Origin of the sequence: Photobacterium indicum (assembly GCF_003026215.1) — a bacterium.
GTDB classification, from domain to species: Bacteria; Pseudomonadota; Gammaproteobacteria; order Enterobacterales; family Vibrionaceae; genus Photobacterium; species Photobacterium indicum.
In genome coordinates this window covers 1-23,328 of record NZ_PYOC01000007.1, presented here as the reverse complement: position 1 = coordinate 23,328, position 23,328 = coordinate 1, and the positions used below count along the sequence as shown (strand labels likewise).

Below are 23,328 nucleotides of genomic sequence, written 5' to 3'. Positions count from 1 at the left end.
AACGCTTATATTAGGTGCTTTACATGGTACGACTTAGGGCGTGTTAACTGCTCAAATCCGATAGAAGATAGAGTACAGCCACGACCAGATTGTTTTATACCCGCCCATGCAAGTGCTGGATCTAGGTAATCACAACGATTAATGAAAAATGTCCCTGTTTCTAATTGATCCCCAAGATGGATGCCTTTGTCTATATCTTGAGTGAAAATGCATGCGCTAAGACCAAAGTCAGTGTCATTCATTAGTATGATTGCTTCTTGATCTGATTCTACTTTTTGTATACCAAGGGTGGGGCCGAAGGTTTCTTCAGTCATTATTCGCATTGTATGATTTACATTGGTAAGTAATTGAGGGACAAGATAGGCGCTACCAGCTTGGCTGTTGGTAAAATGGTGTTCATCAATATGTGGCTTCGCCCCTTGTTGAATTGCTTCTTGTGTTTGCTCTCGTACAAAATCAGCGGCTTTTCCGTTAACGAGCGGGCCTAATGTGGTATTAAGGTTATCTGAACGACCGAGTTGATATTGATTGATTAGTAACACGGCCTTTTCAATAAAAGCATCATAGATACTACTATGTACATAAACACGTTCAATGCTGCAGCAAGATTGCCCTGAGTTAAAAAAAGCCCCGTCAATAATAGTATCAACCGCGTCTTGTAGGTTAGCATCAGAGCGCACATACGCAGGGTCTTTTCCACCAAGCTCTAACCCAACACTGATTAAATGCCCAGCAGCGAATTGTTCGATGGCTTTTCCACCCTTAACAGAACCAGTGAACGCGACATGATTGATACAACCTGATGAAATAACATGGCCTGTGTCTTGATGCGTTAAATGCAGATACTGAAACACACCTTCCGGTAAGCCTGCTTCTGTGAAGGCTTGAAATAGGCGCTCTGCACATAAAGGTGTTTGCACAGAGTGTTTAAGTACAACGCTATTGCCTGATAACAATGCTGGTATGATGGAATTGATTGCGGTCAGGTACGGGTAGTTCCACGGTGCAACTACAAATACGGTGCCTAACGGAACCCGTTTTATATAGCGCGTAAAGTGAGGCTTTTCTGGTAACTCAATCGTTGCCAATGCGTCATCACTGATCGCAATCATGTGCCGAGCACGCTCTTCTAAACCAGCGATTTCTCCTTGGCTATATTTAATTGGGCGTCCCATCATCCACGTAATTTCTTCTGCGAGCTGATGCTTGTTAGTGACTAACCAATCTATGGCTTTGCTGCAAAGAGTTTTACGTTCAGCCAATGGTGTTGCTTGCCATTGTGTTTGAGCCTGTTTGGCTTTCTTCAAAGATGTTGTAATGTGAGTGAGCGATGCAAATGGTCGAGTGATATATACATCATTATCAATCGGTGAGATAACGGAAATTTTTGTATTAATTGAGTTTATATTTGACATGTATCCCCCCTTTATCTAGTTCGCTAAGTCGTTAACTGGCGGCTAATCCTTAACGCGCTTAGATAATTTCAAAGTAACGATTTAATTCCCAATCAGTGACATGCTTTCGAAATTCGCGATCTTCCCATTCTCGTGATGCTGCAAAGTGATCAACAAATTCATTGCCAAACATTTCACGTGCAGCGGTTGATGCTTTAAAACGTTGGGCTGCTTCCCATAATGTATGAGGTAACTGTAATTCCTGCGGGTGTTGCTGATCGTAAGCATTGCCTACAACTTGGTCGAAAGGTTCCCATTGCTGGGCTATGCCATACAGCCCAGATGCGAGTGCTGCTGCTAAAGCAAGGTAGGGGTTAGCGTCTGCTGCACCTATTCGATATTCTACTCGTTGTGATTTTTCTGAACCTTTAATTAAGCGTAATGCCGTTGTTCGGTTTTCTACGCCCCAAGTTGCCTCTGTGGGTGCCCAAAACCCCGGAACCATGCGTGAGTAGCTATTAATGGTTGGCGCAATCATGCACAAAATTTCAGGCATTAAGCGTTGCTGTCCAGCAAGAAAGTGACGCTGAATATCACTCATATTGAGATCGTTATTGGCTTCAAAAAAAGCAGAAGAACCATCCTTGTTCTGCAAAGAAATATGAATATGCCCGCTCTGGCCAGGGTAATCGTTACTCCATTTCGCCATGAAGGTGGCGAGTAGGTCATTTTTCTGGGCTAATACTTTCATATAGGTTTTAAATAAAGCAGCTTTATCTGCGGCATTGATGGCCTGATCAACAGCGATCGCTGCTTCTATGACTCCAGGGCCAGTTTCGGAATGAATACTTTCTATGGGGAAGTCCATTTTTTCACCCATGGCAAGAATACTTTTATAGAGTCCTGAGTAAGTCGAGTTACGAATCATGGAATAACCAAACCAATCAGGTGTAATGGTTTCAAGGCTACTAAAGCCTTTTTCTCTTGCTGAATGTGGGGTCTCGTTGAAAAGAAAGAATTCATATTCAAAAGCTGCCTGTACATTGAATCCCATTTTATCGGCTAGCTGTAATACACGGCGTAGTGTTGCTCGTGGACACACTTTTTCAGCGTCTTCTGTAAACTCAGCAATGAATAACAGCATGCCATCTTCATCAAGTACATCACGGCAGCTCTCTGGAATAATTCTAACGGGGGCGTCAGGGTAACCTGTGTGCCACCCCGTATATTTCGCATTATCGTACAGCTGATCTTTAACATCCCAGCCAAGAACAACATCACAAAAAGCAAAGCCATGTTCTAAAGAAGAAAAAAATTTAGACTTAGACATGTATTTACCACGCATGACGCCATCGTTATCGAATAAGCCGACTTTTACGTGGGTGATTTTACGTTCTGTTATTATTTTTTTTGCATCATCGATCGTTTTAACATCTCTGGCATTCATATTTATTCCCTAAATTAGCCATGGTGTTTTCTATTGTTTATGCATTTCCCTATATTCACCCTAGAAAGTAGAAGCTGAACCGTCAATTAAATTGGTCTAAATACTGTTCTTTCAGGATGTTGTAATGTTTGGATTTAAGATGAACATTATGGTTAATAGATTGGTGGCATTGTGATCTGTAGATGTTACCTATCTTGTGCCGATAATGTATTGTAATTTGTGCGGTAAGAAGTAAATCAATAATTAGAAAGTTAAAGGCAATATCTAAGCGGGTATTTTTGTAAATATTTGGGTAATGCCTCAATAGTTAAAGGAAGAGTGATGATTAGGACAATCATAAAATCTATTTCAGTATCAGCTATTTGCGTGGTGTCATTAGATGCTTATGCAGAACAAGCAACGCTGATGTTTTCAGAATCGGATCAAAACGAACAAACATTTACATTAAGTGTATTGAAGGACAAATTAGCAACGCATCAAATTACAATTTATGACCCCCATTATGAGGCAGAGAAAGCCTATGATGCGTTTTTGCTTAATGATGTAATGGTATTGGCATACGGGAAAGACTGGAGAAATAAACCCTACACGGATGTTAAATTTACAGCGCTAGATGGCTATCAAGCGGTTTCAACGTTTGACAAAATATCAATAGCTGGTGGTTATATTGTTTATAAAGCAGCTGCAGGTTGGCAGCCGATAGGGCACCATAAAGCCAACCCTGGTCCTTTTTACATGGTGTGGAAAGGAGAGATGCAAACACCTGAGCAAGCTTTCCCGTGGCCTTACCAATTGGCTAGCGTCAATATGCTGCAATTTAAAGATCAATACCCATTAGTGTATCCAGAAGGTGTTGAGTCAGTCTCAACTGTGTATCAAGGCTTTGAAATCTTTAAAGACCGTTGTATTAAATGTCATTCGATGGATCAGCAAGGAGGGAAGCTAGGCCCTGATTTGAATGCACCCATGAGCGTTGTGTCTTATCGTTCGAAAGATATGCTACGTAAATTTATTAAACAGCCTTCTCAATTTCGCTATACTCAAATGCCTGATCATCTTGATTTGTCGACAGAACAAATTGACTCCATTCTTGATTACTTAAGCTATCAAGGAAAGATCAGTAATGTGAGGAAAAAATAGCCAGTTCTAGAATGAAAGTGTGGTTAGCTAAAAGACAATAACCAGAATGAACAATAAGTTGAATCATGTATTGTTAAAGTGATGTAACTTGTGTTCAAATGCTGCCCAATATAATAAAGGCTCTTAGCTATACGCTAAATACGAGCCAATATAAGTAATAAGTCTGCTTTAGAAGGAAACCATCGTCATGTCCTTGATGATACCCATGGTTATTTTTATGCAACAGCGTTTGGTGGAAGTTTCAAATGCTGGTGATGCTATTTCCATGCAAGAATATATGAAAACGGAACAGCCGTTTTATGGGGTAAAAGCGCCTGAACGTAAAGCTGTATTCAAAAAAGCGCGTGAGCATACCGATGTTGTCGACTTTGTTCAGTATCGTCGGTTGGTACTATGGCTATGGTCTGGTGTTTATCGAGAAGAACTGTACTTGGCTATGGATGTTGCCGAATACTACAAGGCTTTTCGTACACCAGAGGCATTCAGCATTTATGAAGAAATGTTAGAAACAGCAGATAACTGGGATACCGTTGATAAGCTCTCATCAAATTTGATCGGTGACTTAATTAAAGATTACCGTAAGTTTGAAGGTAAGCTTATTGAGTGGCGTCAATCTGATAATATGTGGCTACGTCGCGCATCATTGCTCGCGCACTTAAAGCATAAAAATGACACGAATGTCCCATTGCTTGAAGAAACTATCTTATTGCTTGCGCCCGAAAAAGAGTTCTTTATTCGCAAAGCAATAGGATGGGTATTGCGGGAATATTCTAAAACAAACCCTGATTATGTTATCGAGTTTGTTGCAATGCACAATGAACAACTGTCCACGTTAAGCAAAAAAGAAGCGTTAAAAGTCGTTAATAAAGAAGAGTAAAAGCGTTGTATAGCATGTTTATGTTTTGCTCTTAAATTAAAAAAGCCATCTGTAGATGGCTTTTTTACTTGGAATATCTAAAATCTTTTATTCGGTCATATTAGAAATACAAACGAATAACAGATTCTGCTACGCAGCCAGGGCGACGACAGCCTTCGATCTCTACTGATATTTCTTGAACAATTTCCAGCCCACGTTTGATAGGTGTTACAGACTGAATCTTTGTACGTGCACGTACGCGATTGCCTTCTTTAACAGGGTATGGAAAACGAACTTGGTTCAGGCCGTAATTAACGGTCATTTTGGCCGAAGGAAACTTGGTGTTTTCAGGGTTAACACTGTCTGTTAACACCGATAGTAAAGATAACGTTAAAAAACCATGCGCAATGGTTGTTTTAAATGGTGATTCATTTGCCGCACGCTCTTGGTCAGTGTGAATCCATTGATGATCTTCTGTTACTGCTGCAAAGCTATTAATTCGAGATTGATCAACAATCAGCCAATCACCAACGTGAATTTCTTCCCCTAATGTAGCAGTCAGTTCTGTTTGTATTTTTTCTGCTTCTGGGTGTAATTGAACCGGTGCCGGTTGGTCAATTGATTCTCCAGTGGATGCGATTTTTTGTTCTTTAACCCAAGTAGCAAGCTGACTATTGTTAGCTTTGCTTAAAAACTCGATCCAGTAATCGCGAATAGAGGGTGATAGCCAGTCTTTAAATTCAAATGGATGCTGCGCTAGCGTAACTCGCTTTTGCTTGAGAAAATCGACTACTTTCATGGATCTGACCTTTTTAAATAATGTCTCACTAAATAGTGAGGGCGCGTATTGTAACGATATTCGCCCTTAATAAAAATATTTTTGTGCTTTATCTCTCACTTTTGTTCTCATCGGATGAGTTAAACTTCTTTGGAATCAGAAAGATAAAAAATTTCAAAATAGTATGAAAAGTCTATATTTATCATTTTATCGTAATAAATTGGTATGTGTTCTTAATGATACCGTTTAAAACTTTACTTAATAACAACACCGTCAAGAGTGTGTGATAACAATACTATAGTGTGGAACAACACGTAAATCTTACAGTATAAAATAATGACGGTTCTTAGCTGACCATACACGAAGCTACCTTGAGCTTCATTAACTGTAGAGGACGTCGGATCTCTTTGTTATTTTTGAATGTAACTTGGGTAGATAAATATCACGTACTTGCTGAACTGATAAGATAACTGATGGATTTAGTATTAACTTCAAGCCACTGAATCAATATTGAGATTCATTAAACAATTATAGGATGGATACTCACCCTCGAAACAGACTTCGCGTTTTCCAACTAAAATAAAGGCGTTGTTTTTATTGTCTAAGGTGAGTCCAGTGCCCAGTTTTGCTACGCAATATTGCAAAGGGCTGCTATTACAATTTAGTCGTTGTATATCTTTTTACATTAGCTTTGTTTGTACGTTGACTGTAAGAAGGGCATTGGCGCTTTTTGTGCTAATAACGGTGACGAATAGCTATGCTTTGCCTGGTGATAAGCTTGTTTACACATTGCATGATTCGGTGACTAAAGCGGTTAAGAAAGATATTCCCGGAGCTGCAATTGCGATCATCATCGATGGGCAAATTCGTTTACTTCGAGGTTATGGTGTAAAGAAGATTGGTGGTAAAAATCGAGTCACCTCTGGTACTGTATTTCCGCTCGCGTCCATTTCGAAAACATTCGCTTCAGCGGTTACTTCGGTGCTTGTTGATAAAGGGATGATTGATTGGGATACCTACGTTGTGCCTTATCTTGAAACGGTTGAATTTAGCGATCCATCGCAGGGGAGTATCATTACCTTGCGTCATATTTTGTCTCATACTACAGGGTTGGTGCCTCAAGCTTATTCTGATCTGTTAGAGCAAAATGTCAGTTATGCTAAAATCAGGAGAAGGATTCCTCAAATTGATTTTGTATGCTCCCCCGGTGATTGTTATGGTTATCAAAATGTAGTGTATAATCTCAGTGCAGAAATGCTGGAACTTGCATCTGGGCATGATTACGATGTATTAGTTAAAGAGCACTTACTGATTCCGTTGAAAATGCAGCATGCTTCTGTTGGTTTTGATGCATTTAAAGCCAGCAAGAATCGTGTTGAACCCCACGTTAAAGTAAAATCTGGTTGGGCTGCCGTTAAGCCAGAACCTTATTATTATCGTGTGCCTGCTGCTGCGGGATTAAATGCCAGTGCTCAAGATCTTGCAAAGTGGATGCTGGCACATTTAGGGCATAACCCATCGGTATTACGGCCTTCATCATTAACAATTATGCATAAAGCGCACATTCGGGCGAACCAATCACGGTATAGAGCAAAGCTGAGTAATGTCTATTACGGATTAGGCTGGCGAACATTCGATTACCAAGGTATTACGGGCTTTGTTCATCATGGTGGCTGGGTTAAAGGAATACGAACTGAAATGCTTTTTAACCCTTTAACGCAAACAGGTATGGTTTTTTTAACAAATTGCGAAACAAAATTTGCGCGAGAGATTGTGCTCGATTTTCTTCTATTATATAAAAAGCATATCTATAACAGTGAAAAGTTTTAAAGATGATACGTTCAGTACAGTTTAATAAAAGTCACGTATTGTTGCACAATAAGGTATATTACTCGGGTTCTTTAAGACAATCAGATGATACACAACGATGAGGAACGGCAAATGTCTAAAAAACGTAAATTGAAGCAATGTAAACAAAAAGAGAGTGTTGATTTTACACGGTTAGAGCCAAATATCACAGATACTGAGTTTGGTAGAGGAACCATTAGAGATAATGCGCTAAAAGCAGTTGTGACCAGTAAGTTGTTTACAACACGAGTGGTAAAAGCAAAAAAAGGTAAAGGAAGCTTTCAACGAAAGGACAAATATAAAGGGCAAGAGCCCTATTCAATAGCCGCTTAATGTAGCTGATATTGAATAGGGCTTTTTATATACCACTGAAAAGGAACCTAATATTAAAGCAGGCAATGAATGACAACCCCCATTAACATTTTACAGACTATCGCGAGTGCAGTAGGGGCTGAGTGCGTTACCAGTACCCAGTTAATTCAGCATTTGTGGGGCGGTTATGGCGAACTTTTACGCGTTGAACTTGCAGGCTGCTCTCAATATGAATCGGTCATTGTTAAATACATAAAACTACCTCAACCTGAACATCACCCAAGAGGGTGGAACACAGTCACCTCTCATCAACGTAAGTTAGATTCTTATCAAGTAGAAGTCAGTTGGTATCAACATTTTGCCAATCATTGTAAGAGTGAATGTGCAGTCCCCAAGTGTTTATTCGTAAAAGAACAAGATGGCGAAATCTTACTCATCTTAGAAGATTTGAAAACATTAGGCTTTAGTGAAGTACATAAAGACATAAACCAAGAACAAGTCGAAGCTTGTTTATACTGGTTAGCACATTTTCATGCTCAGCACCTTGGTACAGACCCAATAGGGCTTTGGAAGTCCGGCACGTATTGGCATCTAGATACGCGGCCTGATGAAATTGCAGCATTGTTAGATTTCCCCTTAAGAAATGCAGCACCGCTTATCGACGAAACCTTGAAGAAAACCCCGTATCAAACGTTGGTGCATGGTGATGCAAAACTTGCGAACTTTTGTTTTACACCGAAAGGGGATCACGTTGCTGGTGTTGATTTTCAATACGTGGGCAAAGGTTGTGGTATGAAAGATGTCGTACTGTTTTTTAGTAGCTGTATACCGTTCGATGAATGTGATAAACGAATACCAAGCTTACTTGCTTATTATTTCAAACAACTTGAACATGCTTTAGTTAAGCATCAGCCTCAATTAGACCCTAATGATGTAGTGCAATCATGGAAACCACTTTACTGTATCGCTTGGGCTGATTTTCAGCGTTTTGTGAAAGGTTGGAGCCCTGATCACTGGAAGATTAATCCATATACTGAAAGTCTGACTCAAAAAGCATTGTTGCAGTTAGGTGTACCCGATAAGGCATAAATTGATGCCTTGCCTATTGTTTTCAAAAAATGAACGGGGTTACATTGTGCTGAATATAACTTAGGTGACTATGAAACTTACAGCGTTAGTTGATAACACACGGTTAGATAATCGAACAGATCTTGCGGTTGAGCGAGGCTTGTCTCTTCATGTGAATACGATGGGTAGACAGGTATTATTTGATGCAGGAAGTAGTAAAACTTTTTGTGATAACGCAGCGTTATTAAACGTTAAAATTCAAGATATAGATGCTGCTGTTATCTCACATCGACACCATGATCATTGTAATGGTGTTAGTCATTTCCTCGAGCGCAACTCTAAAGCTCTGGTGCACTTTCGTGAATGCGAAGAAACCGACTATTGTTTCAAAGCGTTTGGTTTTAAAACTAATGTAGGTATTGATAAGAACTTATTACTTAACGCTAAGGAACGATTTAATTTCGTTAACAAGACAACAGAAATATTCCCCAATATTTTTATTATTACAAAAATAAGTAGCAAGTATAAACAGCCGAAAGGTAATCAGTATCTTTTCACTAACTCTGGGATGGGCTGTAAACCAGATACATTTGACCATGAGTTACTTATGGTTATTAAAGAAAGTGATGGCCTTATCGTATTCACGGGGTGTGCTCATAGTGGTGTGCTTAATATGGTTGAGACTGCGGTTGCGCTTTTTCCTGATACCAGAATTAAGGCTGTTGTAGGTGGCTTTCACTTAGTCGGATTACCACTATTTAACAGTATTGGCGGTAGCAAGAAAGACATTGAAGCTATCGGGCAAACATTATTAAGTTACCCTATAGATAAGTTATACACTGGCCATTGTACTGGTATGAAGGCGTATGGGTTACTCAAAGGTGTACTTGGTGATCGTCTTGAACACTTACCAACAGGGCGTAGCGTCGTTATTTAGTGGTTAACCTTAGATAAGCTGCTTCAGCTATACGATTCAGTGCAAAAGGAAAGGATGATGTCTAACCAGCACAGTTAGACACGTTGAAAGATTAACCCTGCGACTTTAACTGTATTGTATTCTTGTACAATCTTGGATCGTCAATTTTATCAAACATTAAACTATCTGGTAAACAATCGTCGTCAACGTAGTCAATGTAATCAGCTGATGAGTCAAAAACTAAGATATCTAACGCCAGCCTATCCAATCCGTATAAACCACGGTGAATCATATCTGCCGAAAAAACTAATATGTCACCCGCGGCTAATCCAATTGACTTACCCGCTGAGAGATTCTCACTGCTCACTCTGCCATTCACTTCTTGTCTGACATCAAGCTCTTCATCATTATCCCAGCGCTTATGTGTCCCTGGAACTAACTCCATACCTAGCTCATCAAATAAAGGTACACGAAGATGTAATACTTGAGTTTCCTTTATGATTCTCTTTTGCGAATCAAGATCATGATCATATTGACAGTCTCGGTGCCAAAAATCTTTTTGTTGAAGGTTAACAGGGTTAAAAAATAATTGCGTATTCATAAATGCAGGATTAACTGGGATCACTGAATCAACAAGCGCCATTATTTTCTTTGAGCTAATAAAGTTAAACAGCTTTACCCTATCATCAAATGCTAAATATTGACTACCAGTGATCAAAGAAGAGTTAAAAGCTTCATCATGATAAAAATCCGCGTTGTCATCTTTCCAACGTTCATGAAATTTCAAGACAACGTTTCTAAGTGAGGAGATTTCAGACGCCGTAAAATAATCCCTTATGACAAAGAAACCTTGTTCCTCATAATGGCTATTCAATTGATTTCTATTTTCTAACATTAACTACCAATAGCTCCAATTTATCATGAGAATTCGCATCAGAAGAACTTACTAACGCGTGGTAAATTCTAGCAGGAGTGGTTTACGAACTCCTCTAAATGGCAAAGCTTCAACCCGCCATTAAAAAATAGGCATTATACCCAAGTTATCTCAAGATGCTCGCTGAGAACACTCTGAATCCTGAATATTGAAGTAGCTTGGGTATATACTTTATCGCTTGCTTCGTCGTTAGCAATAAAGTGTATCATTAAGGTATTCATCTAGGTGATGCTCGCTAGGGCTGAGTAACTATTACCGCATTCGAAATAACCTCCAAGATTGAATTCTGGTTGACACCGCTTATTCTTATATAAAGAAGCTAGTTATGTTATTGCTCTTAGTGCTAATAGAATGCTGATCGTTATTTTGATTTTTTAATAAGTTAGATTATAAGAATCATTTTCTTATGTCAGATAGTTAAATGTCACTAGGTTAATGGGGTGTTAAATGTGAATTGCTTCACATACATGTCTTTATTTTTTGTTTATTATAAATGTACTTTATAGGGGTTTTTAATGAAAATGAATTCAAACGAATTAAATATAAAAGTGTTTTTCCAGGGCGTATTAAACGTTCTGGTCAACGCTGTTTATTCGTGCGTATGTATTCATAGCCATGAAGACCTAATCACAAATACTGAAGAAGAATTAGATGAATTAGCTTCAAATTACAATCAGATTTATATCAATATTGGTGAGTTAATTGGCAAGAAAATACATCACTGGTATGGTGAGAACGTTCTGCGCTGGAGTCGTAATTTCTTATCTTATCAAGCAAATGTGAGAACGTTGCTTTCTGTACTATCACTGACTTATCTACATTTCGTAGAACAAGTTTCAGCGAGTTCTATGGTGCTCTTCTATCGTTATGCGCCGGGAAATAGCGTGACGTTAGGAAATTTGCCTACTAACTCGTTTAGTCATATTCTTAATGTAAAATCATTTAGTATCAATCATTTGAACAGCAGTCATCTTAAGGTGGCTGCTGTTTTTTTTGTTTTTAATAAATCAACAGTCAGTAGATTGTTAACGAGGTAAATATGTTTATTGTTTGTGTCGCTGCTTGTCCAACTGGGATTGCCCACACTTATATGGCAGCAGAAGCGTTGGAAGTGCTTGGTAAAGAGCATAACTGGGAAGTGAAAGTCGAGACTCAAGGTAGTACCGGAATCGACAATGAAATCACATTAGAAGATATCGAACGGGCTGATGGCGCGATAATCGCTGCTGAAATTGCCATCGATGGAATGGAGAGATTTGAAAAATTAAAAACTTTGGAATGTTCTGTAGCAGATCCAATTAAACAATCAGCAGCAGTATATGAAACCATGATACATATAATAAATAATAAATAATAAAAACAACAAGGATGAATACCATGACCCTACTATTAAAAACAAAAAAAACAGAAGTTGATAGGTTAAGAGAAGCCTTGATGACAGGAGTGTCATATATGATTCCTGTTATTGTTGCTGGTGGCATGCTATTAGCTTTTGGTTCATTATTTGAAACGCTTACAGGTGTTGATTTAAAAGAAAGTGATTCCTTTCTAGCCCAAATAATTAATGATTTGAAAATATTTGGTTTATATGGATTAACACTCTTATTTCCAGTTATTGCAGCTTTTGTTGGTTTTGGATTAGCTGGAAAACCAGCAATTGCACCTGGGTTAATGGCTGGGATGCTAGCTCGCGATATGCAGATGGGATTTCTCGGTGCATTACTTGGTGGTTTGATGGTTGGTTATTTAGTTCGCTGGATGCTAGCGAATATCAAATTACCTAAAGACTTTCGTAGTTTGTTACCAATGGTAATAATTCCACTGTTAGGAACTGTAACTGTTCTTTTTGTTATGAAATATATCGTGGGTTATCCGCTCATTGCACTCAATACAGGTTTGGAAAGCTGGTTGGTGGATATGTCTGGTGGTAACAAAATATTAATGGCGGCAGTACTTGGCGCCATGGTTGGTTTTGACTTGGGTGGCCCGATTAATAAAGCGGCGATTACTGTGAGTCTTGGCTTATTTGCCCAAGGGATTTATGAGCCTGTAACGGCTTCGCATATCGCGATTATGGTTGCTCCGTTTGGTATTGGTGTTTCGACAATTGTGGCGAAAAAATACTATACCAAAGAGCTGCAAGATAATGGGCGTGCGGCAATGATGATGTCTTGTGTCGGAATCAGTGAAGGGGCTATTCCATTCATTCTTGCCAATCCTGCATTAATTGTGATTAACACTGTTGGCAGTGCAATTGCAGCTTCGATGGTTATCATGTTTGATTCGATTGTTCAGGCTCCTGCTGCGGGGATTTTGGCTCTTGTTTTATCTTCAAACTTCTTCTTATACCTGCTTTCAATTGCATCTGGTGTGGTTTTCGTCGCGCTAGGGACATCGGTGCTCATGAAGCGCCAGTATATGAAAAATCAGGCAATGGAAGAGACCCAAAGTAAATACACAGAATCACTATAGAGGATCTAGCAATGTCATTGAATAAAAAGGCATATATTGTGCCACATACTCACTGGGATCGTGAGTGGTACTTTAGTACTGAAGAGTCTCAGGTATTGTTGGTATTTACCATGCAACAGATTCTAGAACAGCTTGAACAAGATGAAGGAATGCCTTGCTTTGTGCTGGATGGGCAGTCGGTAATGCTGGAAGATTATCTAAGCGTAGTACCAGAAGACACAGCCCGTGTTACTGAATTGGTTAAGCGCGGAAAATTGCTAGTGGGCCCTTGGTATACACAAACTGATCAGTGTGTTGTTCATGGTGAATCTCAGCTACGTAACTTATTTTGGGGTTGTAGAGATGCAAAGCGCTTCGGTGCAGTGATGAAAGTGGGCTATGTACCAGACTCGTTTGGTCAGAGCGAGCAGCTTCCACAACTCCTGCAGCATTTTGATATTGATAAATGTGTATTTTGGCGAGGAATCTGGGAAGGAATCACTGAAAAAACTGAATTTATCTGGCGAGCTCCGAATGGCAGCAAAGTAACAACCGCAGTATTGGAGTTTGGCTACAGCGCATTTCAGGGCATGAAACCCATAGCTTGTCATTTAGATGGGATTGACCAGAAAATGACTGAGCGTTTTTGGCCGGGAGAACGTGAAAACTTCTTGTTTATGGGGGGGCATGATCAGAAACCTTGGCAGAGTGAAACGGTAGCTGCAATTCACAATGCCAATGATGAACGACAATATAGTTATCAACTGTGTAGTTTTGAAGACTATTTTTCTGTGGCTACTGATAAACCGTTGGCTGTTGTAGAAAGTGAAATGCTTTACGGTAAATATAGCCGGATCCACCGTGGAATTTATTCTACTCGTTACGATATTAAAAAGCTAAATAGCAGTGTTGAAAACTTGATAGTTAATCAGTTGGAGCCATTGCTAACGGTCGCGAATAGCTTAGGGATGAAATACCCTTATGGTCTGATGGAGAAGAATTGGAAGCAGCTTATGCAAAGTCATGCCCATGATTCGATCGGTGGATGTAATACGGACTCTGTTAATCGACAAGTACTGGCACGAATACAAGCTGTTCGAGAAAATGCTGAACGCTTAAAAGATATTACTCTTAAGCAGTTGGCTGATGCGTCAACGAAAGGTCTTGAGGGGGAATTTGTACTTGCCTTTAATCCTCTACCTTACCAGCGTAATGCGATGGTCGAGCTCGAGCTTGTGCTGCCAACTCGACAGTTCGTGCTGCATGATGGTGATGATCTGGTAGACGTTCACTCTATTGATTGTCAGTTGGTTGATATCAATGCGATTGTCCAAGATCCAACCACTCTGGGTGATGAACGCTTTAAATCGTGGTATCGACACCACATTATTGCTTTTTTGCATGCGTTGCCAGCATGTGGTTATCGTAGCCTGATGGTTGAACGTTTAGCTGATAAAGAGGCCGATATCGATGGGAATGCTGAATCCGCTAGAGATCAAAATCAGTTACAGATGATTCAAAACGAGTACCTGTCTGTCAATGTTGATACCACTGGCAAAGTTTCTCTTACTAATACGGTGTCGGGTGAGCACTGGGAAGACTTACTAACACTGGTTGATGGCGGGGATGATGGCGACAACTATGATTTCTCTGAACCATACAAAGACTATCAAGTTGTTTTACAGGCTAACCCTAATAATATCAAGGTGTCACAGGGAGCATTACGTTCCACAATTTGTATCAGCTATCAAGTTAACTTGCCTAATAACCTACAGGGGAGGGCAGATAAGCTGTGCACGACAGAGCAAACTGCGGTGATGGAATTGTCACTTGAAAAGGGCAGTGATCAAATCGAGATCTATATTCATCTAGACAATCAGGTTGATGACCATCGATTGCAATTACACGTTAATGGTAATTTTCTTGGCCAAGAAACCATCGCTGATCAGCCTATTGGTCTTATCCGCCGCGGTAATGATGAGCAGGCTCTATCAGTGTGGCAAGAGCAGGAATGGACATCTTGCCCTGTAGCAATTTACCCAATGCAAAGTGTGGTGGCAGGTGAGACTGAACAGGGTGGTATCGCTATCTTAACCGATGGGATCCGTGAATATCAGCAGTACCATGAATCTATTGCTATCACTCTGTTCCGAGCCGTTGGTTATGTTGGTAAGCCAGAGTTGAAATACCGTCCGGGTCGTTTATCTGGTTTGCCTGATGTAAGCCCAGATTCACAGCTTAAGCAGCCATTATCATTCCGTTTGGCTTTGTACCCATTTAAGGGGAAAGCGATGGAAGCAGGTTTGTGTTATCGGGCTAAACATTGGCTCACAACGCCGCTAATTATACATAATGGCATCGTGCAGCGGTTCATGATTGCTCCACCTTTGTTTGAGGCTCCTGAATGCTTCAGCTTAATGTTTTTTGATCATCCTGAATTAGCGGTAAGTGCTATCAAGACCACTGAGGATGACAGTGGTGCAGTTATTTTTAGATTACTAAATAGCGGGATGCAGCCAACTGAACTGGGTGATCTTCCTTCCGATTGGCAAGTGGAGATTGCCAATGGTATGGAACAGCCAATCGGTAAGGCAACCAGCTCTACCATGGTTCCTCCTCAAGGGTTGATTACCCTGAGAATGTACAAAACACGAAGTAAGTAATTCCCCCTGTTAGCGCCAAGCCTTCACCATCAGATTGATGGTGAGCGGCTTTGTTCGTCACTATGTAAACGAAATATTTAGGTACTGCTATGACAAGACAATTTGAATTTAAAAATGAATTAGCAAATGGTATTCATGCTAGGCCAGCAGCTGAAATAGAGAGCCGTACAAAGGCGTTCCAGTGTCACATTTCCTTGGTTAATAGAACTAAAGGGATAACCGCTAATGCTAAAAGCGTGTTGTCGTTGATTGGTATTGATGCAGTGTTGGATGATGTTTGTCAGTTCATTTTTGACGGTAAGGATGAGTTAGCCGCTTTTGAACACATTCATCATTTTATTACTCAGGAATTTTCGTACTGTGACGAACCTATTGAAGTTATTGAACTTAATGACAGCTTGTCACTTCCCGTTTCATTAAAATTGTCAAATCCGTGTTATGTACGCGGTAGTATCGCGTCAAAAGGGATTGGGCAGGGTAAGCCCATCATTTGCAGTCAGGTCAACTTGCATCAACTTGCCGATGAGACCGAACAGCAGTTGAGCGAAACAGTTACAGAGCATTTACTAGTCGGTCTGGAAAAACTACAACAACAGTTGTTTTCAGCTCTTGCAGCTGTAGATTCGAAAGCAAAAGAAGAGCTTGCTATTTTGCAGGCTCACTTGCAGATTGCTGACGATCCTGTTTTTAGTGAAACCTTGTTAAAACATGCTAAGCAAACCAACACTCTTAAAGCTATTGCTGTTGCAGCTGATGAGCTTAAAGCTCCTTTACTTAATAGCCAAAGTAGCTACATGAAAGAGCGGGCATTAGATATTGAAGACCTGTGTACTCAGCTCGCCTGTTTGGTCGTTGGTGAGTCGCTGAAAAAGCCAGTGGTGCTAACTTCCAATAGTATAGTGATTGCTGAGAACCTAACACCGAGTGAATTACTGGGTTTCGATAAGTCATTACTAAAAGGGATCGTTCTAGCTCATGTGGGGCAAACTTCCCATACGGTAATCTTGGCTCGTTCATTTGGTATTCCTGTATTGACGGGGATAGAAAATTTACAGTCGTTTATTTATGGCTCTGAATGGATTGTTCTGGATGCACAATACGGCTGCTTGATCCGCGAACCAGATCATCGTGTTACAGAGTTTTATAAGTTGGAAGCGCGTAAGTGTGTAGCCAAGAATGATTTATTGGTTCCTTTTATGACGACTAAAGGAATAACTAAAGACGGTCAGTCAATGGCCTTGTACGCCAATATCGCCGTTGGATTGGAAGCAGAAATAGCTTTTAGTCGAGGCGCCGAGGGGATCGGCCTATTCCGTACAGAAATGTTGTTTATGGATCACCCTCAAGCACCCACAGAGCAGGAACAATTTGAGATTTACAGTGAAGTGGTAAAGGCTGCTAATGGGAAGAAAGTCATTATAAGAACACTCGATATTGGTGGGGATAAACCATTAGCATACCTCGATTTACCACAAGAAGAGAATCCGTTCTTAGGCTACCGTGCAGTGCGTATGTATCCGCAGTATCAGGCTATGATTGAAAGTCAGTTGCGTGCATTACTACGGGCTAGCGCATTGGGGGATATCGATATCATGATTCCGATGGTCTCTTGTGTTGAAGAGGTAAAGTGGATTTATCAGCTATGCCACCAATGTGCCGAACAGTTAACGATGGAAGGCCAGTCAATTGGTAAGTGGCGGCTTGGGATCATGGTTGAAGTGCCATCTGCTCTGTATTTTCTGGAAAAAATCTCTAGTTGGATCGACTTTGTTTCCATCGGTAGTAACGACCTGACTCAATACTTTATGGCATGTGATCGGGGGAATATAAAAATCAAATCGCTTTATGACAGTTTGAACCCTGGATTTATTGCTTTTCTTCGGGATATTGCGGTAACGGCTAAACGATCCGGACTTGAATTAGGCATTTGCGGTGAAATGGCCAGTGACAGACGTGCTCTGCCATTACTGCTGGCAATGGGGTTTGATGAAATCAGCTTATCTTCTCCGAATATTGCAATGTTACGGTCGCAACTCCATATTCTTGACAGTGAAGCCTGCCAATGCTTATTAGTCGAGGTGGTTAGTAAAGAAACCGCTGATGAGGTAAGAGAGTGTATTGACGCTTTCTGGCAACAACAAAGTCAGCCGGAAATCTTGGATGAGCGCCTAGTCATACATTGTGAAGCTAAAGATAAAACGAGTGTGATTAAAATGTTGACTGATAACTTGGAAATTCAAGGCCGGGTGATTCGCGGTGATGCGGCAGAGCAAGCCATTTGGGATCGTGAAGAAATTTTTGCTACATCATTAGGGTTTGGTGTCGCCATACCACATTGTAAGTCCGAACATGTAACGCACAATAGCATCTCTATTGCTCATTTATCAGAACCCATCGTATGGAACGACGTTGAGAATGAGAGTGTATCGACGGTGATCATGTTAACAATGTCCAGTCATGATAAAGGTGGCACTCATATGAGTATTTTTTCGAAATTGGCACGAAAGTTAATGCATAGCGATTTTAGACAACAGCTGATGCAAAGCGACATGGAGGAAACAGAAAAAACTGAACAAACGATGGAACTGTTAAGAGTTTGTTTGTATAAAGAAATGGCATGAAAAGTTTAATAGTCGTGATTTAGAAGAATCTTTTTCCGCAAGTGAACCATACAATAAAGACAAAAGACACCACGGGTTATTTCACTGGCAATGTATATGATGTTTGTATTTTTTTAAAATTGAGAGGTTTAAGTTAAAAAATAATTATGTCATCGGTGTGGTTAATCTAAATTAATGCAGTGATGGTCTAAAACTAATTTCGGCTTAATTAATAAGATAATTATTGAAGCTGTGGTTAATGCGTGGAATTTATAATGTGGCTAGCTAATAAATAAAAGTTTATCTGTTTGTTGGTTTTATTAAATCAAAAGTGTGACTATTGTTTGGTAATATGTGAAAAATGTTTGTTACTATTGTTTTAATAAGTTGAGCAGCGGTGGTAGGTATATTAATGAGTATGTCATTTTATGTATTGAAAACACTCAAAAAGCATTTGGCTAGTTTTCTAGCTGTGTGCCAATACCTGCTTTCAGAAGTTATGGCATTTTTATTTATACCTCCTCAACTTGATTGCAATATTGACGGTAAAGAGAATGACTTAGATGAGGTAAGCGCCCTGTGGGAGTCGTTGTGGAGTCGTGTTGGCCATCAATTATCTTCTCGATATCATTATCCGTTTGAAAAAAAGAAAGTTGATCTTGTTACTTCTTCAAAGGTAATGGTCGTTAAGCTTTGTGCTGTAAGGCGCTCCTTATTGGCTCACACCTGTATTAATGCGGCTTCAAGTCAGATGTTGATTTGTTATCGCAATGCAGGTGAACCTGCTTATAATAGTGTTATACCTTGTTCTATTAACTATTACCCTGTCACTTTTTTAATCAAATCATTATTAGTAAATGCAAAAGCACAGCCAGTAATATTACGGCTGTGCTTTTTCTATGTCTTGTTGAAAAAATAATATAAGGAAAGAACTATGTTTTTTGTTTGCGTTGCTGCGTGCCCGACGGGCGTAGCTCATACTTATATGGCAGCCGAGTCACTATCAATAATTGGTGAGTCATTAGGTCATGAGGTTAAGGTGGAAACTCAGGGTAGTATGGGGGCCGAAAATGTAATAACTGAAGAGGATATGAAACGTGCGGATGGTATTATTATTGCATCGGAAGTAGCAATTAATGATAAAGGGAGGTTTGTTGGGTTGCCGATATTAGAATGCGCAGTATCGGATCCAATTAAACATGGTGAGGCTGTTTTTGAAGCTTTATGTGAGGCGATTAATAATGGTTAAGTTTAATGTAAATAAAAAAAGAAACTCAACGAGTGTTGAAATAAAACAAGCAATAATGACAGGCGTATCTTATATGCTGCCTTTTATTATTGCCGGTGCCGTAATTATGGGGATATCCCGTATTGGTGCTTCATTTTATGGCATCGATAATATCTGGGATGGCAGTCATGCTGAAGCGGGCAATGCGCTGATCAGAATGTTCCATGCCTTTGATGGATTCGGCGGAATGGCGCTTAGCTTAATGCTGCCCGTGGTAGCAGGTTATATCGCATACTCGTTAGCCGATAAGCCGGGTATTGGTCCAGGTATGATTGCGGGTTTGTTGGCAAAAGATCTGGGTACAGGCTTCTTGGGTGCATTAGCCGCAGGTTTTGTGGCTGGCTATATTGTCCGCTACCTTGCAACAAACATTAAGTTACCGCAATCACTGGCGTCTGCAGGGCCCATTTTTATTATCCCAGTTGGCGGTACTTTATTGGCATGTATCATCATGATGTATGTGATTGGTGACCCTCTTGCCGCAATGAACCGTGGTCTAGAAGCTTGGTTGCTTAGTATGTCAGGTACCAACAAAGTCATTCTGGCTGCCATTATAGGCGGTATGGTGGGGTTTGACCTCGGTGGTCCAATTAACAAGGCGGCGGTGACTACGGCAATGGCGATGCTGGCCTCCGGAATTTATGATCCGAATACAGCTGCACAGGTTGCCATTATTATCCCGCCTATCGGCATTGGTGTTGCTACTTTGATCTGGAAGTCCCGCTTTCCTGAGTCATTACAAGAAGCTGGTAAGGCGTCCACTCTTATGGGGCTTATTGGTGTCTCAGAAGGTGCGATTCCTTTTGCCTTAGCAAACCCTAAAATAATTATTATAAATGTGATTGGCTCAGCTGTGGGCTCGGCGATGGCTGTTGGTTTTGGTGCGGTAAACCGTGCTCCAATCTCGGGGTTTTATGGCTGGCTGGCGGTGGAAAACTGGTTGACCTATGTTGTGGCAATTGCTGTGGGTTCGGCCATTGTCACCTTAGGTTCATTGTTAGTATTCAAAGGTGAAATGCCGACAAAAATAACAAAAAAGTCGGACAAGCCAAGTTTTAATATCACCAAAGCTTAACTCTTACTCATTCAATAATGTGGACTAAAAATGAAAAATATAACGAAACTGAGCATGGCTGTCATGATCGCCTGCGGAGTCTGTACCTCTGCTGTCGCGAAAGAAATGAAAGTAGCATTTATGCCAGATATCCACTTCCATGATGTGTACGGCTCGTTTGAAGACGGTTCATATCAAGGGCCTAAAAACAGCAAAAGCGGCAAGAATGCAACCATTCGCAGTATGTATGCGCAATTGACATCGACTCGGTTGTTTAATGAAAATTACTTTGCGTTAATCGCGGCTCTTGATGATGCTGTTGCGCGTGGTGTTAAGTACGTTGCTTTGCCTGGTGATTTCAGTGATGACGGTCAGCCTGTAAATATACGCGGACTTCAGAAAATACTGGAGCGTTACAATAAAGAACACGGTATTGAGTTCTTTGCCGCTCCGGGTAACCATGATCCGGTTAGACCTTTTGGGCGGCCTGGTGGTAAATCTGACTTCTTAGGCGAGGACGGAAAAACACAGCGGATCTTTAGCAAAGGGGCAAAAGAGTGTCTGGGGTATGACGGTGTTTCTACCGTGATTGATGCTGGGTATGAACTGCCGACGGTATGTAGTGAAGAGATCCGAGAGTTGGGTTATGAAGGCCTGATGTCATCATTAGCTGATTATGGTTTTTCCCCACAAAAGTCCAATGTATATTGGGAAACGCCGTACTCAGATTACAACCAGAAAAGTTACAGTTTTGCGAATGCAAGTAAAGCGGCTGATTACCAGAAGCGACAGTATGAAATTTGCAATCAGGGTACGGGGGGAGAATACAAAAAAGAGGGCTACACCTCATGCATGAACGTGCCAGACACCAGCTATTTGGTGGAGCCAACCCCCGGCCTATGGTTGCTTGCTATTGATGCCAACGTATATGTACCAAAAGCCAATGCTGATACTAGCAACCCGGAAGCGGGCGATAATTATTCAGGTTCTGGTAATGCAGGCTATAACAAAATGCTGACCCATAAACAGCAAGTTATTGACTGGATGCGTGATGTCGTTAAGCGAGCAGAAGATCAAGATAAGATCCTTGTTACTTTTAGTCATTTCCCGATGACCGAGTTTTATAATGGCGCCGCAGAAACCATTGCAGACATCTTCGGACAAGGTAGCTTCCAACTGAAACGCTTGCCGAGAGAAGATGTCAGCAAGGCTTTAGCACAAACCGGCATCAAGCTTCATGTTGGTGGCCACATGCACTTTAACGATACTGGGGTTAAGCACTACGATGATAATACCTTCTTGTTCAATGTTCAGGCGCCGTCAATGGCGGCTTATGTGCCTGCTTATAAACTCCTAACTTTTAAAGGTAAGCAGCAGGTTGAAGTGGAAACCGTGATTTTGGATGAAGTTCCGCGTTTTAACGAGTTGTTTGAACATTATGCAAAGGAGTGGGATCACCTTAAGGAGATTGACGCCGATGAAATGTGGAATAAAGAAGTGCTCAGTGCCAAAAATTATTATGAGTTTACTAACTGGCACATAACCGAGCTTACTCGAATGCGCTTCCTTCCTGAAGATTGGCCTTGTGACTTAAAACAGATGCTGTTTGCTTTGGATGGTAAGAGCATGCTGATCTTGAGCCTGCTGGATAGCTCAATTAGCAATGAGCAGATTGCAACACTGACCAAAGGCCAACAGGTCATTGAAATCTGCCAGCAAAATGAGGGCGAAACCTACTTTACACCGGAAAAAATCAATGATCCTGAGTTTACAAAAGCTTGGCAGCAAGCAAGCCTTAAGGCATCTGAACTGGCAAAACAGTCGAACCTGACTCTGGACGACTTTGCGCGCTGGAACGGCTTTGATTTTGCGGTTGATTTCTATCGCTTGAGAAATGCCGATGAGCTTGCTTTTAAAGATATCGAGAAGCAGCGCATTCCTCAGTACAGCCTGTTGGCACAAACACTGGCCAAAGATTTGCGTCCAAAGCCAATTGATGCTTCCAGCGCTTTTGGCGAGGTCTTTAAGCAACGTTTTGGTAGCCTGTTTGGTATTTTGACCAAGTTTGCCAACGGTAATGCTAGCCGTCACTTTATGATCGATCTTGAAAAGGGCGAGTTGATCGATCTGGCACCAGAGCTGAAGCGTTTAGATTCTATCAACTAAGCTGCTAGAACTCACTGATTGACCTATAAGCCCGCGAAGTTACTTATGTCCGTATTTTCGGTTCACCAGCTTAGGCGGGCACAGCATTATGTTTTGAGTATTTATATTTAAAATCCAATTTAAATAAGGAAATCAACTAATGAAAAAGATAGCTATATTTTTGCTAGCTGCGCTGGCACTACCGGCAATTGCCGATGACTTTAATGTAATGTCATTTAATATAAGAAATAGTAAGGATAGTGTTGATGGCAGTGTATATGATGGAAATAACACTTGGGACAATCGTAAGGAAATAGTGACATCAATATTCACTGAACAAAATATTGATATTGCTGGTTTACAGGAAGCTTTTAATGATCAAATTATTTATTTAGCTAGAAACTTATCTAACTATGGTTGGGTTGGGGTTGGGA

19 protein-coding genes and 1 pseudogene are annotated in these 23,328 nt (G+C 40.7%); 16 read left to right on the top strand and 4 right to left on the bottom strand.

Annotation, left to right across the window (positions count from 1 at the left end; translation table 11 throughout):
* Nucleotides 1-5: 5 nt before the first annotated feature.
* On the bottom strand, nucleotides 6-1,415 hold the full coding sequence (locus C9J47_RS17585; RefSeq protein WP_107254659.1) for an aldehyde dehydrogenase family protein: 1,410 nt from the start codon (nucleotides 1,413-1,415) through the stop codon (nucleotides 6-8).
* A gap of 58 nt (nucleotides 1,416-1,473) precedes the next feature.
* Nucleotides 1,474-2,841, bottom strand: coding sequence for a glutamine synthetase family protein (locus tag C9J47_RS17580; RefSeq protein ID WP_107254658.1), 1,368 nt, complete (start codon nucleotides 2,839-2,841; stop codon nucleotides 1,474-1,476).
* A gap of 321 nt (nucleotides 2,842-3,162) precedes the next feature.
* Between C9J47_RS17580 and C9J47_RS17575 the strand changes: the two genes are divergently transcribed.
* Entirely contained in the window at nucleotides 3,163-3,981 is an 819-nt protein-coding gene (locus C9J47_RS17575) for a c-type cytochrome (protein ID WP_107254657.1), read from the top strand.
* A 187-nt stretch (nucleotides 3,982-4,168) separates the two neighbouring features.
* Nucleotides 4,169-4,858 (top strand): DNA alkylation repair protein, encoded by a 690-nt coding sequence (locus C9J47_RS17570; protein WP_107254656.1) that lies wholly within the window; start codon nucleotides 4,169-4,171, stop codon nucleotides 4,856-4,858.
* Between the two features lie 100 nt (nucleotides 4,859-4,958).
* On the opposite strand, the gene C9J47_RS17565 is transcribed toward C9J47_RS17570, so the two are convergent.
* Nucleotides 4,959-5,636, bottom strand: a complete 678-nt coding sequence (locus tag C9J47_RS17565; protein WP_107254655.1) for a MaoC family dehydratase — start codon at nucleotides 5,634-5,636, stop codon at nucleotides 4,959-4,961.
* A 594-nt stretch (nucleotides 5,637-6,230) separates the two neighbouring features.
* Between C9J47_RS17565 and C9J47_RS17560 the strand changes: the two genes are divergently transcribed.
* The 4 genes from C9J47_RS17560 (at nucleotide 6,231) to C9J47_RS17545 (ending at nucleotide 9,780) form a co-directional block, all read left to right on the top strand.
* The gene (locus C9J47_RS17560; protein WP_245903513.1) at nucleotides 6,231-7,445 is read left to right on the top strand and encodes a serine hydrolase domain-containing protein; all 1,215 of its coding nucleotides are present in this window, start codon (nucleotides 6,231-6,233) and stop codon (nucleotides 7,443-7,445) included.
* A gap of 183 nt (nucleotides 7,446-7,628) precedes the next feature.
* Nucleotides 7,629-7,796 (top strand): alternative ribosome-rescue factor A, encoded by a 168-nt coding sequence (locus C9J47_RS17555; protein WP_107254845.1) that lies wholly within the window; start codon nucleotides 7,629-7,631, stop codon nucleotides 7,794-7,796.
* Between the two features lie 69 nt (nucleotides 7,797-7,865).
* Nucleotides 7,866-8,864 carry a phosphotransferase gene (locus tag C9J47_RS17550; RefSeq protein WP_107254653.1) on the top strand — a complete coding sequence of 333 codons (999 nt, stop codon included), beginning with the start codon at nucleotides 7,866-7,868 and terminating at the stop codon, nucleotides 8,862-8,864.
* A gap of 70 nt (nucleotides 8,865-8,934) precedes the next feature.
* Nucleotides 8,935-9,780, top strand: coding sequence for an MBL fold metallo-hydrolase (locus tag C9J47_RS17545; protein WP_107254652.1), 846 nt, complete (start codon nucleotides 8,935-8,937; stop codon nucleotides 9,778-9,780).
* 91 nt (nucleotides 9,781-9,871) lie between these two features.
* Here the strand turns inward: C9J47_RS17545 and C9J47_RS17540 are convergent, their stop codons facing one another.
* Nucleotides 9,872-10,654, bottom strand: a complete 783-nt coding sequence (locus tag C9J47_RS17540) for a phytanoyl-CoA dioxygenase family protein (protein ID WP_107254651.1) — start codon at nucleotides 10,652-10,654, stop codon at nucleotides 9,872-9,874.
* Between the two features lie 554 nt (nucleotides 10,655-11,208).
* Here C9J47_RS17540 and C9J47_RS17535 point away from each other — a divergent pair.
* The 10 genes and pseudogenes from C9J47_RS17535 to C9J47_RS17490 all read left to right on the top strand — a co-directional run.
* Complete coding sequence (locus tag C9J47_RS17535) at nucleotides 11,209-11,730, top strand: hypothetical protein (RefSeq protein WP_107254650.1); 522 nt, start codon at nucleotides 11,209-11,211, stop codon at nucleotides 11,728-11,730.
* Nucleotides 11,731-11,732: 2 nt separating this feature from the next.
* Nucleotides 11,733-12,047 (top strand): PTS fructose transporter subunit IIB, encoded by a 315-nt coding sequence (locus tag C9J47_RS17530; protein ID WP_006229992.1) that lies wholly within the window; start codon nucleotides 11,733-11,735, stop codon nucleotides 12,045-12,047.
* A 23-nt stretch (nucleotides 12,048-12,070) separates the two neighbouring features.
* Nucleotides 12,071-13,165, top strand: coding sequence for a PTS fructose transporter subunit IIC (locus C9J47_RS17525; RefSeq protein ID WP_107254649.1), 1,095 nt, complete (start codon nucleotides 12,071-12,073; stop codon nucleotides 13,163-13,165).
* 11 nt (nucleotides 13,166-13,176) lie between these two features.
* A complete protein-coding gene (locus tag C9J47_RS17520; protein WP_107254648.1) occupies nucleotides 13,177-15,807 on the top strand; it encodes a glycoside hydrolase family 38 N-terminal domain-containing protein in 2,631 nt (876 codons plus the stop codon).
* 89 nt (nucleotides 15,808-15,896) lie between these two features.
* Nucleotides 15,897-18,428, top strand: a complete 2,532-nt coding sequence (gene ptsP, locus C9J47_RS17515; RefSeq protein ID WP_107254647.1) for a phosphoenolpyruvate--protein phosphotransferase — start codon at nucleotides 15,897-15,899, stop codon at nucleotides 18,426-18,428.
* A 391-nt stretch (nucleotides 18,429-18,819) separates the two neighbouring features.
* Entirely contained in the window at nucleotides 18,820-19,326 is a 507-nt protein-coding gene (locus C9J47_RS17510; RefSeq protein WP_107254646.1) for a hypothetical protein, read from the top strand.
* Nucleotides 19,327-19,341: 15 nt separating this feature from the next.
* Nucleotides 19,342-19,656, top strand: coding sequence for a PTS fructose transporter subunit IIB (locus tag C9J47_RS17505; protein WP_107254645.1), 315 nt, complete (start codon nucleotides 19,342-19,344; stop codon nucleotides 19,654-19,656).
* Nucleotides 19,649-20,770 carry a PTS fructose transporter subunit IIC gene (locus C9J47_RS17500; protein ID WP_107254644.1) on the top strand — a complete coding sequence of 374 codons (1,122 nt, stop codon included), beginning with the start codon at nucleotides 19,649-19,651 and terminating at the stop codon, nucleotides 20,768-20,770. Before C9J47_RS17505 ends, C9J47_RS17500 begins: the two co-directional genes overlap by 8 nt.
* A gap of 30 nt (nucleotides 20,771-20,800) precedes the next feature.
* Entirely contained in the window at nucleotides 20,801-22,915 is a 2,115-nt protein-coding gene (locus tag C9J47_RS17495; protein WP_245903509.1) for a metallophosphoesterase family protein, read from the top strand.
* Nucleotides 22,916-23,054: 139 nt separating this feature from the next.
* Nucleotides 23,055-23,328: pseudogene (locus C9J47_RS17490) on the top strand (endonuclease/exonuclease/phosphatase family protein); the annotation flags it as partial.

Bases quoted from the DNA above. Each gene is read 5' to 3' on its own strand.
- C9J47_RS17585 (WP_107254659.1), bottom strand. From the start codon at position 1,415: ATGTCAAATATAAACTCAATTAATACAAAAATTTCCGTTATCTCACCG.
- C9J47_RS17580 (WP_107254658.1), bottom strand. From the start codon at position 2,841: ATGAATGCCAGAGATGTTAAAACGATCGATGATGCAAAAAAAATAATA.
- C9J47_RS17575 (WP_107254657.1), top strand. From the start codon at position 3,163: ATGATTAGGACAATCATAAAATCTATTTCAGTATCAGCTATTTGCGTG.
- C9J47_RS17570 (WP_107254656.1), top strand. From the start codon at position 4,169: ATGTCCTTGATGATACCCATGGTTATTTTTATGCAACAGCGTTTGGTG.
- C9J47_RS17565 (WP_107254655.1), bottom strand. From the start codon at position 5,636: ATGAAAGTAGTCGATTTTCTCAAGCAAAAGCGAGTTACGCTAGCGCAG.
- C9J47_RS17550 (WP_107254653.1), top strand. From the start codon at position 7,866: ATGACAACCCCCATTAACATTTTACAGACTATCGCGAGTGCAGTAGGG.
- C9J47_RS17545 (WP_107254652.1), top strand. From the start codon at position 8,935: ATGAAACTTACAGCGTTAGTTGATAACACACGGTTAGATAATCGAACA.
- C9J47_RS17540 (WP_107254651.1), bottom strand. From the start codon at position 10,654: ATGTTAGAAAATAGAAATCAATTGAATAGCCATTATGAGGAACAAGGT.
- C9J47_RS17535 (WP_107254650.1), top strand. From the start codon at position 11,209: ATGAAAATGAATTCAAACGAATTAAATATAAAAGTGTTTTTCCAGGGC.
- C9J47_RS17530 (WP_006229992.1), top strand. From the start codon at position 11,733: ATGTTTATTGTTTGTGTCGCTGCTTGTCCAACTGGGATTGCCCACACT.
- C9J47_RS17525 (WP_107254649.1), top strand. From the start codon at position 12,071: ATGACCCTACTATTAAAAACAAAAAAAACAGAAGTTGATAGGTTAAGA.
- C9J47_RS17520 (WP_107254648.1), top strand. From the start codon at position 13,177: ATGTCATTGAATAAAAAGGCATATATTGTGCCACATACTCACTGGGAT.
- ptsP (WP_107254647.1), top strand. From the start codon at position 15,897: ATGACAAGACAATTTGAATTTAAAAATGAATTAGCAAATGGTATTCAT.
- C9J47_RS17510 (WP_107254646.1), top strand. From the start codon at position 18,820: ATGAGTATGTCATTTTATGTATTGAAAACACTCAAAAAGCATTTGGCT.
- C9J47_RS17505 (WP_107254645.1), top strand. From the start codon at position 19,342: ATGTTTTTTGTTTGCGTTGCTGCGTGCCCGACGGGCGTAGCTCATACT.
- C9J47_RS17500 (WP_107254644.1), top strand. From the start codon at position 19,649: ATGGTTAAGTTTAATGTAAATAAAAAAAGAAACTCAACGAGTGTTGAA.
- C9J47_RS17495 (WP_245903509.1), top strand. From the start codon at position 20,801: ATGAAAAATATAACGAAACTGAGCATGGCTGTCATGATCGCCTGCGGA.